The sequence below is a fragment of the Longispora sp. NPDC051575 genome (assembly GCF_040681875.1).
GTDB lineage: Bacteria > Actinomycetota > Actinomycetes > Mycobacteriales > Micromonosporaceae > Longispora.
In genome coordinates this window covers 75955-89363 of sequence record NZ_JBFAZP010000007.1, presented here as the reverse complement: position 1 = coordinate 89363, position 13409 = coordinate 75955, and the positions used below count along the sequence as shown (strand labels likewise).

11 protein-coding genes are annotated in these 13409 nt (G+C 73.0%); 8 read left to right on the top strand and 3 right to left on the bottom strand.

The annotated features are described in order from the left end of the window. Positions 1-35: 35 nt before the first annotated feature. Positions 36-776, top strand: coding sequence for a hypothetical protein (locus AB0M43_RS21190; protein ID WP_363727162.1), 741 nt, complete (start codon positions 36-38; stop codon positions 774-776). Here the strand turns inward: AB0M43_RS21190 and AB0M43_RS21185 are convergent. Next, on the bottom strand, positions 721-1026 hold the full coding sequence (locus tag AB0M43_RS21185) for a hypothetical protein (protein WP_363727160.1): 306 nt from the start codon (positions 1024-1026) through the stop codon (positions 721-723). The genes AB0M43_RS21190 and AB0M43_RS21185 overlap by 56 nt on opposite strands. Before the next feature lie 199 nt (positions 1027-1225). Here AB0M43_RS21185 and AB0M43_RS21180 point away from each other — a divergent pair, with 199 nt between their 5' ends. From AB0M43_RS21180 to AB0M43_RS21160, 5 genes are all read left to right on the top strand, one after another. Further along, the gene (locus AB0M43_RS21180) at positions 1226-1774 is read left to right on the top strand and encodes a TetR/AcrR family transcriptional regulator (protein WP_363727159.1); all 549 of its coding nucleotides are present in this window, start codon (positions 1226-1228) and stop codon (positions 1772-1774) included. An 81-nt stretch (positions 1775-1855) separates the two neighbouring features. Continuing rightward, positions 1856-3301 carry an MFS transporter gene (locus AB0M43_RS21175; RefSeq protein ID WP_363727158.1) on the top strand — a complete coding sequence of 482 codons (1446 nt, stop codon included), beginning with the start codon at positions 1856-1858 and terminating at the stop codon, positions 3299-3301. Beyond that, positions 3298-4647: a carotenoid oxygenase family protein gene (locus tag AB0M43_RS21170; RefSeq protein ID WP_363727156.1), complete on the top strand. Its 1350-nt coding sequence runs from the start codon at positions 3298-3300 to the stop codon at positions 4645-4647. The genes AB0M43_RS21175 and AB0M43_RS21170 overlap by 4 nt, the downstream gene beginning before the upstream one ends. Then, entirely contained in the window at positions 4647-5081 is a 435-nt protein-coding gene (locus AB0M43_RS21165) for an SRPBCC family protein (protein WP_363727154.1), read from the top strand. The genes AB0M43_RS21170 and AB0M43_RS21165 overlap by 1 nt, the downstream gene beginning before the upstream one ends. A 213-nt stretch (positions 5082-5294) precedes the next feature. Continuing rightward, entirely contained in the window at positions 5295-6527 is a 1233-nt protein-coding gene (locus AB0M43_RS21160; protein WP_363727152.1) for an FAD-dependent oxidoreductase, read from the top strand. 230 nt (positions 6528-6757) lie between these two features. On the opposite strand, the gene AB0M43_RS21155 is transcribed toward AB0M43_RS21160, so the two are convergent. Beyond that, entirely contained in the window at positions 6758-9202 is a 2445-nt protein-coding gene (locus tag AB0M43_RS21155; RefSeq protein WP_363727150.1) for an alpha-L-fucosidase, read from the bottom strand. A 295-nt stretch (positions 9203-9497) separates the two neighbouring features. Between AB0M43_RS21155 and AB0M43_RS21150 the strand changes: the two genes are divergently transcribed. Then, complete coding sequence (locus AB0M43_RS21150) at positions 9498-11450, top strand: RICIN domain-containing protein (RefSeq protein WP_363727148.1); 1953 nt, start codon at positions 9498-9500, stop codon at positions 11448-11450. Positions 11451-11618: 168 nt separating this feature from the next. Next, on the top strand, positions 11619-12818 hold the full coding sequence (locus AB0M43_RS21145) for an acyltransferase (RefSeq protein ID WP_363727146.1): 1200 nt from the start codon (positions 11619-11621) through the stop codon (positions 12816-12818). Between the two features lie 50 nt (positions 12819-12868). Here AB0M43_RS21145 and AB0M43_RS21140 read toward each other — a convergent pair whose 3' ends face one another. Continuing rightward, the gene (locus AB0M43_RS21140) at positions 12869-13333 is read right to left on the bottom strand and encodes a hypothetical protein (RefSeq protein ID WP_363727144.1); all 465 of its coding nucleotides are present in this window, start codon (positions 13331-13333) and stop codon (positions 12869-12871) included. Positions 13334-13409 lie beyond the last annotated feature (76 nt).

Below are 13409 nucleotides of genomic sequence, written 5' to 3'. Positions count from 1 at the left end.
ACGGTGTGTACGATCGCGGACAGGGGTGGTGCCAGATGCCGAACGACGACCCGGGCGGCCCCGAGGGCCCCGGCGGCTACGAACCCCAGCTGCAGTCGTTGCGCTCCGCCGTCAAGTGGCTGATCACCGCGTCGGCGGGCGTCGGCGCCGTGATGGTCGCGGGGCTCGGGCTCACCGACCTCGGCCAGCTGCCCCCCTCCTCCTGGCGGCTGTACGTGGCCCTGGGCGCCGCGGTCGTCACCCTCGCCACGATCGCCCACCTGATCACGTCGGCGTCCGCCGTGCTGACCCACGAGTGGCTGACCCTGGCGAGCTTCACCGAGAGGACGTTCGGCCTCCCGGACCCCCGGCAGCGCGAACCCCGCGACCAGCTCGGGGTGATCGAGGAGAAGTTGGCGTTCTCCCGGCACGAGCTGTACGGGCACGTGGCCCGCTCCGTGCCCGACCTGCACGCGCGGCTGGCGGACGCGCACCGGGAACTCGCCCGCCCGGACCTCACCGCCGAGGCGCGGTCGGCCGCCGCGGACCTGTCCGTCGAGCTGCGCCGGACCGCCCGCGCCGTGGTCCAGTGCGCCAACTACCACTACACGCTGTACCTGTTCCAGGGCCTGCGGGCCCGACTGGCCTGGGCCGGGGTCGTCGTCATCGCGGGCATCATCGTCTTCGCCTACGCGGCGAGCCCGCCCGCCTCCCACGAACCGGTGGAGGTGCGGCTGGTCGCTAGCCGGCCAGCGCCCGCAGCAACTGCTCCCCCGGCTCCGCCATGTCCACGATGAGGAAGCCGACATCCGCCCCGACCTCGTCGAGCTCGCGCCTGTCCTGCTTCTTGGACAGCCGGCGGCACGTGAACGTGTAGCCCTGCACCAGGTAGACGCCGAGACCGGGCTGACCCGGGACCGTCACCGCCGGCACCGGCGCGGAGTCGAGCTGGCGCAGCAGATCCCGGATGATGTCGTTTCTCAGGTCCACCTCGACGCACAGCAGCTTTGCCTTGACCCCGAGGGAAGCGCGCACATACTCAGGCACAGCCGGACCTCACTAGTCGCCAGTCTTCGTTCGCGTAACCGCAGATGACAGAGGCGTGATTCCACACTAGATCGGTCGGGGACGTCCCACAGAGGTGTGACAGGAGGCCGACAGTGCACCGTGACGCATCCGGGCCGGGCGCGGCGGGTTCCACGGCAGGGCTTGACAGCGGGCAGGTGTGAGTGGTTAATTACTCCCCATGAGGAAGTTGTCCACCGCCGACGAGCGCCGCGCCGAGGTCCTGGCCGCCGCCGTGCGGGCGTTCGCCGCCCGGGGCTACTACGGCACCACCACCGCCGAGGTGGCCAAGCTCGCCGGCATCTCCCAGGCCTACGTCTACCGGCTGTTCCCCGACAAGGAGTCGCTCTTCGTCGCGGTGGTCGACCACTGCTCGCGGCTGATCCGGGAGCGGCTCGCGGAGGGGGCGGCGGGGGCGACCGGCAGCACACCGGCGGCCGTACTCGGCGCGATGGGCAACGCGTACGCGCAGCTCATCGTAGACAAGGATGTGCTCATGGTGCTGATGCACGCCACGTGCGCCGCCTCGGAGCCGCCGATCCGGGTGGCCGTGCGGGACATGTACGCCCGCCTGGTCGAGTACGCCCGCGCGGCGTCCGGCGGCTCGGAGACCGAGGTGCAGGGCTTCTTCGCCACCGGCTTCCTGTGCAACATGACGATGGCGATGGGCGCCGAGGAGGTCGACGCGCCGTGGGCGCGCACCCTGCTCGCCGGCATCCGGCACTACTGAGTCTCCGAGGGGGCCGCTCCGGGCGGCCCTTTCTTTCGCCTACAGTGTGAGTAATCAACCACTCACAAGAGGAGGTCTGTGATGGGTACCCGCCGGGGTCCGGCCCTCGCGGCGCTCGCGACCGCACAGTTCCTGGTCGTGCTATCCGTGTCCAGCGTCAACGTGGCGCTGCCCGAACTCCGCGCCGGGCTCGGCCTAGACGCCACCGCACTGTCCTGGGTGGTCACCGCGTACGTCCTGGGCTTCGGGGCACCGCTGCTGGCCGCCGGCCGCCTGGCCGACCTGTACGGCCGCCGCCGGCTGTTCGCCCTGGGCCTGGCCGGGTTCGCGGTCGCCTCGCTGGCCGCCGGGCTGGCCGAGGGGCCGACGCACCTGCTCGCGGCCCGGGCCGCCCAGGGACTGGGGGCCGCCCTGCTCGCGCCGGCCGCGCTGGCCCTGGCGCTCGGGCTGTTCCCGCCGGGCGGGGGTGGGCGGGCGCTCGGCGTGTGGGGGGCCGCGTCCGGGGCGGGCGGCGCGGCGGGGGTGCTGCTCGGCGGGCTGCTCACCGGGCCGTTCGGGTGGCAGTCGATCTTCCTGGTCACGGCGGGGCTCGCGGTGCCGCCGCTGGTCGCGGCCTTCCGGCTGCTGCCCGCCGACCGGCGTGCCCTCGCACTGCCCGCCGACCGGCCCGGCACCGGCCAGCCCACCGGCGACCCGCGCACAGCGGCCCGGCCCGGCACCGATCGTGCCGGCGACCGGCGCGCCCTCGACTGGCCCGGTGCCGTCGCCGTCACCGCCGGACTGGTCGCCGTCACCTACGCCCTGTCGGCGGGCGGCACCCGGGGCTGGGGCTCCCCCGTCGTACTCGGATCAGCGGTTGTCGGTCTGGTCGCGCTCGCCTGGTTCGTCCGGCGGCAGCGGAGCGGGCCGGCCCCGCTCGTGCCGCCCCGGCTGCTGGCCACCGGATCGACCACCCCCGCGAACGTGGCGATGACACTGCTGGGCGCCGTGTGGGTGGGCCTGTTCTACTTCCTGCCCCTGTACCAGCAGCAGGTGCTCGGCCAGACGCCGCTGACCGCCGCCCTCGGCCAGCTCCCGCTCGCCGCCATGATCGTCGTCGGCTCCACAGCGGCCCCGAGGCTGCCCGCCCGGGCCGCCGTCACCGGTGCCCTCGCGGCGATCGCGCTCGGCCTGGCCTGGCTGTCGCGGGCACCCGTGGCCGGTACGTTCGTCGCCGATCTGCTCGGGCCGACCCTGTTGCTGGGCGCGGGGATCGGGGTCGCGTTCACCGGCCTCACCGGGCTGGCCACCCGCGACGCGTCCCCGGCGGACGCCGCCACGGCCGGCGGGCTTGTCAACACGACCCGGCAGGTCGGCGGCGCGCTCGGCCTGGCCCTGATGACCACGATCGCCCAGGCCTCCACCTCCGGGCTGCCCGAGGGCCCGCACACTCTCGCGGCCGGTCACGCCGCCGCGTTCCTGACCGGGGCGGTCCTCGCCACGGTCGCCAGCCTCACCGTCGCCATCACCACGAGGAGAACCCGATGACCGCCAAGCCGTACCTGACCGGACACTACGAGCCGGTCGTCGACGAGGTCACCGCCCACGGCCTGACCGTGCGCGGCACCCTCCCGCCGGAGCTGTCCGGCCGCTACTTCCGCAACGGGCACAACCCGCTGCCCGGGGTCGTCCCGCCGCACTGGTTCAAGGGTTCCGGCATGGTGCACGGCCTGCGGCTGAGCGACGGGCGCGCCGAGTGGTACCGCAACCGCTGGGTGCGCACCCCCGCGCTGGACGGCGTGCCGTACATCGGGGCCGACGGGGTGCCGAACCTCGCGTCCAGCGGGGCCGCCACCAACGTCATCGGGCACGGCGGCCGGATCCTGGCGCTCCAGGAGGCCAACCTGCCCTTCGAGCTCACCCCCGAGCTGGACACGGTCGGGGTGCACGACTTCGGCGGCCGGCTGCGGACCGCGATGACGGCGCACCCCAAGGAGGACCCGGTCACCGGGGAACTGCACTTCTTCGGGTACGGCCCGTTCCCGCCGCACCTGACGTACCACGTGGCCGACGCCGCCGGGAACCTGATCCGCACCGAGGTCATCGACGGCGCCGGGCCCTCGCTCATGCACGACTTCGGGCTGACGGCCAACCACGTGATCTGGCTGGACCTGCCGGTGGTGTTCGACCACGCCGAGCAGTCCGGCATCCCCTACCGGTGGAGCGACTCCTACACCCCCCGGATCGGGATCATGCCGCGCACCGGACCGGCGAGGGTCCAGTGGTTCGAGGTGGGGCCCGGGGCGCTGCTGCACGTGGCCAACGCCTACGAGGACGCCGCCGGCCGGATCGTGCTGGACGGGCCGCGCTACGACCGCTCCGCGTGGGAGACCTCGTGGAAGTGGTGGGTCGGCGCGCCCGGCCACGGCGTGGAGCCCGGGGTCGGCTCGGTCGGGCACCGGTGGACGTTCGACCTGACCGCCGGCACGGTCCGCGAGGAGGCCACCGACGACCTGGTCACCGAGTTCCCCGCGATCAACGAGGGCCTGCTCGGCCACGCGCACCGGTACGGCTACGCGGTCGCGTTCCCGGGGGCCGGGCTCACGGAGTACCACATCGCGAAGTTCGATCTGGAGACCGGCGCCCGGCAGCTGCTGCCGATCGGGCGGGACCGGATGCCCGGCGAGGCCGTGTTCGTGCCCGCCGCCGGTGCCACGGCGGAGGACGACGGGTACCTGCTCACCCTCGTCAGCGACCTCGCCCGCGACACCTCCGAACTGCTGGTGCTCGACGCCGGCGACCTGTCCGCCGCGCCGGTCGCGGTGGTGGAACTGCCCCGTCGGGTGCCGGCCGGCATCCACGGTTCCTGGATCGCCGACGAGGAGAAGAACTGATGACCGACATCGACCGCACCGCGCCCGTACTCGTCCGACACGAGGTCCTGATCGCGGCGGACCCGGCGGCCGTGTGGCGGCTGCACACCGACATCGCGGCCTGGCCGACCTGGAACGCCGACATCACCACCGCCCGGCTGGCCGGCCCCTTGGCCGAGGGCGCGACCTTCCACTGGCACACCCACGGCCTGGACATCGCCTCCACCGTCCTGGAGCTGGTCCCCGGCGCGCGGATCGTGTGGGGCGGGCCCGCGCACGGCATCGACGGGGTGCACGTGTGGACGTTCGCGCCCGTCGACGGCGGCACGCTGGTGACCACCGAGGAGTCCTGGGCCGGGCCGCCGGTCGACGCCGACCCGGAGGGCCTGCGAGCGGCCCTGGACGCCTCGCTGACCGCCTGGCTGGGGAACCTCAGGGCCACGGCCGAGCGGTGACCGGGACCGGAGCGCCGTGGTGATCAGTACCACTGAGGACGTTCCTGAGTGAAATTTGAGGAAATACTCCGGTGCTCTTAATACGCGGCTATTGATACTCGAGCACCTGACCTGTCCGCCCCACCGGCGGCCGGACAGCCGCGACGGCGACCCCGCCGCGCGGACAGGGGCACGGCGGCAACGGCGCCGCCGCGACACAGGGACGGGTTCCGGTTGCACACGAGGCGGACTGCGGTCGTCGGCGCGGGGATCGGCGGCCTGGGGGTGGCCCTCGGCCTGCTGGACAAGGGGCTGGTGGCCGGGCCCGAGCTGACGGTCCTCGACGCGGAGCCGGGCAGCGGGCGGATCCAGACCCACACCAGCCCGCAGGGTGCGGTGTGCGACCTGGGCGCGGCGCGGTACAACCCGCTGCTCCATCCGTCGCTGCACGGACTGCTGGACCGGTTCGGCGTCCGGACCCGGCCGTACGTGCACCGGGTCCGGTACCCGACCGACGAGGTCGCGCGGTTCGCGGCGGCGGACCTGTCGGCGCTCGGCGGGCACGGGGGCAGCTTCCTGGAGGCGCTGTCCGAGGTGCTCGGGGCCCCGGCGGCCGACCGGTTCTGCGCGTCGACCGGGTACGGGCTGCTCCGCGACCACCGGTTCTCCGCGCCGTGGGGGCTGGAGATCGTCACGACCCATCCCGAGGTGTTCCGCGCCGAGGCGTACCGGGGGGCGTGGCGGGCGCCGGTGGCGGGGCTCGGCGCGCTGGTGCGCGGGATCCGGGACCACCTGCGCGGCGCCGGGGTGCGGTTCCTCCAACCGGCCCGGCTCGTCGGGGTGCGCGACGGCTCCGGGGGGCTGGACCTCGACATCCTGGCGGGGAACGGCGCCCGGCGGGAGCTGGCGGTGGAGCAGCTCGTCCTGGCGGTGCCGCCCGGCGCGGTCCCGGCGATCCGGCTGCCCGTGGATCCGGCCGGCTTCGACTGGTACCCGCACCTGGTGGACGTGCCCATGTTCAAGGGGTACCTGGTGTTCCACGACGCGTGGTGGCGCCGGTACGACCTCGACCAGGTCTGCGTCGTCGCCGACAACGAGCTGCAGAAGATCTTCTTCGACTCGGCGGGCCGGACCGTCTCGTTCTACTGCGACAGCGCGAACGCCGACCTGCTCAACAGGCTCCGGGCCGGCGACACCCGCACCTTCCACCGGGAGGTGGCGGCGCGGATCGAGCAGGCGGTGGGGCGCAGACTCCCGCAGTTGGCGGGGCTGACGGATCTGGTGTGCCGCTACTGGCCGGCGGGCGTCACGTACCTGGGCCGGGGCGCGCCCGCCGTCGGGCCCGGGTGCGTGCGGATCGCGGACCGGATCCTGCTCGGCACGTGCGCGTTCAGCCGGAACCCGGGCTGGGTCGAGGGCGCGCTGGACAGTGCCGGGGACGTGGTCTCACACCTCGCGGAAGGGTAGAAAATTCGATCGCACGACAGAAATTCCCTGACCCTCTATTGAGGATTCCATAAGGCGCCGGAAAGGTTGTCTTCCCTAGCGTGGGTCCCTCGCAGGTCTTCGTCCCCCGGCGCGGGATCGCCGGGGCGGCGGGCCGGGCGGTGTCCCGGCGCCGGTGCGTCCCCGCGCTGACGAACGCGGGGGCGCACCGGTCCTGGGCGTCGGATCAGGCGAACCCTGGGCCCGCCGGCTCAGGCGCCGACCCTGGTCAGGGCCCAGCGTTGCAGGTTCGTGCCGGTGTCGGCCGCCTGGGTGGCGGCGTCGAGGTTGTTGACCCCGGCGATGGTGAGCACCTTGGAGCTGTGCGCGGCCGTGATCGTGCCGCCGGTGACCCGCCAGCGCTGGTTGGGCCCGTTGGTGCAGGTCCACTGGATGACCGCCGCGCCGTCCTGGGTGGAGCCGCCGCTGACGTCGACGCACAGGCCGCTGGCGACGTTGGTGATGACGTACGTGCCGTCGGCGGTGCCGGTGAACCGCCACTGCTGGTTGGCGCCGGTGTGCGGGGCCCACTGGACCAGCTGGGTGCCCGCCGTGGTGCCGCCCGGGTTGTCGAGGTTCCTGGTCGAGCCGACGCTCGTGACGGTGTACACCCCGTCGGTCAGGGCCGTGGGCTCGTACGCCTCCACCTCGGCGAGCGACAGGATCTGCTTCCCGGACTGCTGCACCATCAGGTACCGGGCCGGGCGCCCGACCGGGACGACGCTGGGCGCGCCGGCCTGGGTGGTCTGGTGCACGCTCCACACGCCGGCCGTCGCCGCCTGTTGCGCCGGGGTCCTGCCCGTGCCGAACGGGGTGTCGGAGGCGAACACCCAGTAGTCGGTCAGCCGGTTCGCGCAGCAGTCGGTCCGGTTGAACAGGTGCACCGTGCCGAGCGGGCGCGAGGAGCCGAGGTCGACCTGCCACCACGGGTTGGCCTCCGTGGCCGGGTCGCTGGTGTGGGTCACCGAGCCGGCCGCCCAGGCGCCGCCGGTGTTCCCGTCGACCGCCCGGCCCGCGTCGCCGCCCCAGGCGGTGCTCGACTGGGTGGCGGGGCGGCCGTACGCCAGGTTGGTGACCTGGTCGCCCGGGTAGGCGGAGAAGGCCGAGATCGCGGGGGTGGCGCGGGCCGCCAGTACCCGGAGCCTGATCTTGCTCGTGGTGACCGGGGTGGCGAGTTTCAGCAGGCGGCGGTAGCCGACCGTGGTGCCCGTGGTCGCCTGGACCCAGGCGGTGCCGTTCCAGGTGTCCACGGCGAAGGACGTGACCCGCTGGCCGACGGCGATGTTCTCCTGGACGCCGAACTCGCCGACCGTTTTCGAGGTGCCGAGGTCCACGGTCAGGGTGCCGGTCGGGGTGCTCGGCGTCCACGCGGTGTCGTAGGTGTTGTCGGTGGCGTTGGCCGGGGTGCCGCCGTCGGTGCTGGTCGGGGTGCCGGCACGGGCCAGGTCGGTGCCGTAGTGGGACCGGATCCAACTGCCGAACTCGCCGAGCCGGGTCACGACGTCGGCGGGGAGCCGGCCGGTGTTGTCGGGGGCGGTGTTGAGCAGCAGGAGACAGTTGCGGCCGATCGAGGTGCGGTACATCTCCTTGAGCTGGTTGAGGGTCTTCGGCCCGTTGCCGGCCTTCCAGAACCAGCCCGGTTGGATCCGCGCGTCGCACTCCGCCGGGGCCCACTTCAGGAACTCGGCCGCCCCGAGCTTGGCGTCGGAACCCAGATCAGCCGGGTACTCGCCCCCGACGGGTGACGTCGGCCGGTCCGCGGCACCCGTGGCGGCCCCCTGGAACGGCAGCGCGCTGTACTCCGACAGCCGCCCCACCCCGTCCTCGTTGCCGACCCAGCGCAGGTCCGTCCCGCCGAACATGACGGCCCCCGGTTGCAGGGTGCGCACGATGCGGACCCAGTCGGCGTAGTCGTAGGTCTGGGTGGTGTTCCCGAGCGGGTTGGCCCCGTCGAACCACACCTCGTCGACCTGCCCGTACTGGGTCAGCAGCTCGTAGAGGGTGTTCATGAAGAACCGGTTGTAGTCGTCGGCCACCACGTCGAAGGTGGCCGGGCCGGTGGGCCGGGTGCCGTCGAGCCCGGCCTCGGGGATGGTGGCCGCCCGCGCGGCGCTGTCGTTGCCGTACCTGCCGCCGGCCAGCGCCTCGTGCAGGTCCGCCGGGGACAGGTAGAACCCGATCCTCAGCCCGTACCGGCGCGCGGAGTCGGCGAAGCTGCGGACGATGTCGCCGGTGCCGTTCTGCCAGCGGCTCGCCCTGATCGAGTGGTCGCTGTACCTCGTCGGGTACATCAGGAAGCCGTCGTGGTGCTTGGCGGTGAAGGTGACCTGCTGGAAGCCGGCGTTCTTCAGGGTCGACGCCCACTGGTCGGTGTCCAGGGCCGTCGGGTCGACCACGTCCGGGTCCTCCCGGCCGTCGCCCCACTCGACCCCGTTGAAGGTGTTGGGCCCGAAGTGGATGAAGGCGGTCTGTTCGCGCTTCTGCCAGGCGAGCTGGGCGGGCGAGGGCACGACGTTGGCGGCCTTCTCGATCCGCTGCGCGAGGGTGTCGGAGGCGGGGGTGGCGATCACCGGGGCGGGGGTGACCGCCGCGTGCGCGGGGGCGGCGACGGCGACGGTCAGGGCGCACGCGGCCAGGGCCAGGAGTCTGCGTTTCACGGGACCTGCTCTCGTGTGAGGGGCACGATCGGGAGCCAAGGTGATCGATGTGATCGGATGACCGCCCCAGGTTGCACCCGGATTCTCGCGCTGTCAACCGGCCTGGATGGCCATGTCCTCCGATGTCTGGGATCGATGACGACGAACGCCGTGCTCAGTGCCGGTGGGTGTCCGCCCGAAGATCCTGGTATCGCCTGCTCGAATGTGCAGCGTATGAGCAAATTTCGATCAACTCTTGACGAGAATCGATGACGGTCGGTCTAATCCACCTCACCCTCATGAAAGTGTGACCACGATGCGCATTCGCACCCTGACCGGAGCGGCACTGCTGGCACTGGCCGCCACCGCCGTGTCCACCCAGCCCGCCTCGGCAGCGGGCACGGCCTACCACCTCGACTGCGCCGCCGGGAACGACGCCAACACCGGCACCTCCCCCGGGGCCGCGTGGCGGACGCTCGGCAAGGTCAACGGCCGGACGTTCGGCGCCGGGGACCAGCTCCTGATCCTGCGCGGCACGACGTGTACCGGGGCCCTGACGCCGAAGGGCTCGGGTAGCACCGGCAGCCCGGTCACGGTCGACGCGTACGGCACCGGGGCCAGGCCGGTCATCGCGGGCGCGGGCGTCGAGGCGGCCGTGCGGCTGTACAACCAGCAGTGGTGGGAGGTCCGCAACCTCGAGATCACCAACAAGGGTGCCACCGTCGGCCGGCGCCGGGGCGTGTCGGTGGAGCTCGCCGACTACGGCACCGCCAGCCACATCGTGCTGGAGAACCTCGACATCCACGACGTCAACGGCGAGGACAAGAAGGACCTCGGCGGCAGCGGCGGCATCTACTTCGCGATCAGCGGCACCACCACCCAGACCCTGTTCGACGGGCTCACGATCCGCAACAACACCGTCAACAAGGTCGACCGGGCGGGCATCTTCATGGTGTCCACCTGGAACCGGTCCGGGTTCGAGGCCAACCCCGCCGGGATCTTCCGGCCCTGGCCCAACGTCGTGGTCAGCGGCAACCGGCTCGGCGACCTCGGCGGGGACGGCATCGTCGCCGGGAACACCACCGGCGCGCTCATCGAACGCAACTACGTCAACGGGTTCCAGAAGCGGTCCGCCGGCTACAACGCCGGGATGTGGGCGTACGACGCCGACTACGCGGTGTTCCAGTACAACGAGGCCACGGGCGGGCAGACCACCCGCGACGGCATGGCCTACGACGTGGACCAGGGCACGATCGGCACGGTGTTCCAGTACAACTACAGCCACGACAACGCCGGCGGGTTCATGCTGCTGTGCAACGCCAGCGGGATCGTCCGCGACGCCGTCGTGCGCTACAACCTCAGCCAGAACGACGCGCACCGCGGCGTCGAGACGTGCTCGGCCGGCGGGATCGAGTCCGCCGACGTGTACAACAACACGATCCACGTCGGCCCCGGCGTCAGCCAGACCGTCGTCAACGACAACAACACCACCCGCCGCAACGTGCGGTTCCGCAACAACGTCGTGGTGAAGACCGGCAGCGGTTCGGCGAGCTTCTCCTCGCTGGGCGCCGGCTACGTCCTCGACCACAACGTGCTGGTCAACGTCACCGGAGCGCCGGCCGGCGCGGGCAGCACGGCCGACCCGAGGCTCTCCGGCGCGGGCACGGCCACAGACCTCGACCACGCCGACGGGTACCGGCTGTGCGCCGGCTCCCCCGCCCTCGGTACCGGCGCCCTGATCGGCGCCAACGGCGGCCGGGACTACTACGGCAACCCGGTGTCCGGCACCGCCGCCCCCAACGTCGGCGCGCACGGCGGCCCCGGGGTCACCTGCTCCGCCGGCCCGGTCACCTCCGGCGGCACCTACGAGGTGGCGCTGTCCGGCACCGGCCAGGCCCTGGACGTGCCCGGTGGCGCCACCGCCCCCGGTACCCGGCTGATCGTGTGGGCCTGGCACGGCGGCGACAACCAGCGTTGGACGTTCACGGCCAACGGCGACGGCAGCTACGCGATCCGCAACGTGAAGTCCGGGCTGTGCGTCGACGTGGACGGTGCCGGCACGGCCGCCGGGGCCGCGGTGCTCCAGTGGACCTGCACCGGCACGGCCAACCAGCGTTGGCAGATCAGCGCGGCGGCCGGCGGCGGGTACACGGTCACGGCCCGGCACAGCGGACTCGTGCTCGGCGCGGTCGCGACCGGCAACGGCTCGGCCGTCACCCAGCAGACGGGCGCGGGCGCGGCCACCCAGCGGTGGGCGTTCACCGGATAGCGGTACCGGCGGACACCGGAACCACGGTCGAGGGTTCCGGTGCCCGCCCGGCGGGTGGGGTGGTGAGGCCGGGCGTGGCGATGAGGCCGGGCGTGGCGGTGTGGCCGGCGCGGGCGACCGGGGCCGTGTCACGGAAATGTCATGAACGGCCGTCGATAATCCGCGACCGTGACCAACAGCCCCGCACCCCGCCCCGCCGCCGATCCGGGCGCGGGCCCGCGCCTCGGCGCCCTCGACGGGCTGCGGCTGGCGGCCGCCCTGTTCGTGGTGCTGTTCCACTACACGGGCATGAACGGGGCCAACTGGGGCGCGGGCGGGGACGGCCCGTTCCCCGCGCTGTCCGGCGTCACCCGGCACGGCTGGACCGGGGTGCAGTTGTTCTTCCTGATCAGCGGCTTCGTGATCTGCCAGAGCGGCTGGGGGCGTCCGCTCGGCGGCTTCGTGGTGTCCCGGGTCGCGCGGCTCTACCCGGCCTACTGGGTCGCCGTGGCGCTCACCGCCGCCGTGGTGGCCGCTACGACGCAGCTGCCGCTGTACATGCGGCAGCTGCGCTGGTCCGAGGTGGTCGTCAACCTGACCATGGTCCAGACGCCGCTGCGGGTGCCCGACGTCGACGCCCCGTACTGGTCACTGTGGCCCGAGATCCAGTTCTACCTGCTGTTCGCGCTGGTCGTGTGGCGGGGCGTCACGTACCGCCGGGTGGTCGCGTTCTGCGCCCTGTGGACGGTCGGCACGCTCGTCGCGGTCGGCTCGGGCGACGGCCTGCTGACGTTCGTGTCCATGCCGGCGTACGCGCCCTGGTTCATCGCGGGCATGGCGTTCCACCTGATGCACCGGTACCGGCCGAATCTGCTGCTCTGGGGCATCGTGGGGGTGTCGTGGGCGCAGGGCCAGTACCACCTGAAGGTCGGTCCGGGCGGCTGGCCGGGCCTGGTCCCCGCCCTCCTGGGCACCGCGTACTTCGCGCTGATCGCGGCGGTCGCGCTCGGCTGGCTCGACCGGGTGCGCGGTCGCTGGTGGGTGGTCGCGGGCAGCCTGACCTACCCGTTGTACCTGATCCACCAGGCGATCGGCTGGATCGTCATCGTCCGCCTGCACGACGCGGTACCGCACTGGCTACTCCTCGCCGGGCTGGTCGCCGGCATGCTCGGCGCGGCCTGGCTGATCCACCGGTTCGCCGAGGTCCCGCTCGGCCGGCTGCTGCGCCGGCGCCTGGGGCAGGCCGTCGAGCAGGTCCGCGGCCCCGGGGTGACGCCGCCCCGGCAGCGCGCGGCGCCGGAGCCCCGGCCCGAGCGTCCGGTGGCCGTGTCCGACAGCCCGTGCACGCGGGACGGGCACCTGGTGCGGAGCGGACGCCGACGGCCGTAGGGGTTCGGCGCCGGACGGCGTGGTCGGTCACCGACCGGTGCGGTCCCCGGTCAGCGGCGGCGGGCCGTCGTCAGGGCCACGACGAACTGGCCCCCGCCCGGTTCGACGCTCGACGTCACCGGCAGCTTGGGCGCCAGCCGGGAGAACCGGTCCACCAGCCAGGCCGCGACCTGGTCCGCGTCGGCCCGGTCCGCGCACCGGACGACGACCTCCCGGCCGCCCTTGCGGTCCAGCCGTTCGGCGACCGCGATCAGCGGCGCGGGCTCCATCAGGATCAGGTCCGTCGGCCACGGGATCACGGCGGTGACGGCGCCCTTCTTCGTGTTGCAGCCCCGGTGGGCCAGGCGTTCCGCGCCCGCGAAGTCCCCGGTGTTCTTCTTCCCCGACTTCTGGGCCGTGCGGCTGTCGACGCTGGGGCCGCGCGGGTCGTTCACGGAGATGGCGCGGTCCACGGGTTCGTCGCACACCCAGCAGCGCCAGCCGTCCTGGTCTGCTACGTCTTCGAGCTGGCTCATGCCGGACTGCCGTTCGTCGGAAGGATGTCGCCCCACACGCTAGCCTCCCGGCGGTTCCGGCGACGCGAGAGGCCGG

Excerpts from the sequence above, each read along its gene's own strand:
- AB0M43_RS21165 (WP_363727154.1), top strand. The coding sequence starts at position 4,647 with ATGACCGACATCGACCGCACCGCGCCCGTACTCGTCCGACACGAGGTC.
- AB0M43_RS21170 (WP_363727156.1), top strand. The coding sequence starts at position 3,298 with ATGACCGCCAAGCCGTACCTGACCGGACACTACGAGCCGGTCGTCGAC.
- AB0M43_RS21180 (WP_363727159.1), top strand. The coding sequence starts at position 1,226 with ATGAGGAAGTTGTCCACCGCCGACGAGCGCCGCGCCGAGGTCCTGGCC.
- AB0M43_RS21190 (WP_363727162.1), top strand. The coding sequence starts at position 36 with ATGCCGAACGACGACCCGGGCGGCCCCGAGGGCCCCGGCGGCTACGAA.
- AB0M43_RS21175 (WP_363727158.1), top strand. The coding sequence starts at position 1,856 with ATGGGTACCCGCCGGGGTCCGGCCCTCGCGGCGCTCGCGACCGCACAG.
- AB0M43_RS21150 (WP_363727148.1), top strand. The coding sequence starts at position 9,498 with ATGCGCATTCGCACCCTGACCGGAGCGGCACTGCTGGCACTGGCCGCC.
- AB0M43_RS21140 (WP_363727144.1), bottom strand. The coding sequence starts at position 13,333 with ATGAGCCAGCTCGAAGACGTAGCAGACCAGGACGGCTGGCGCTGCTGG.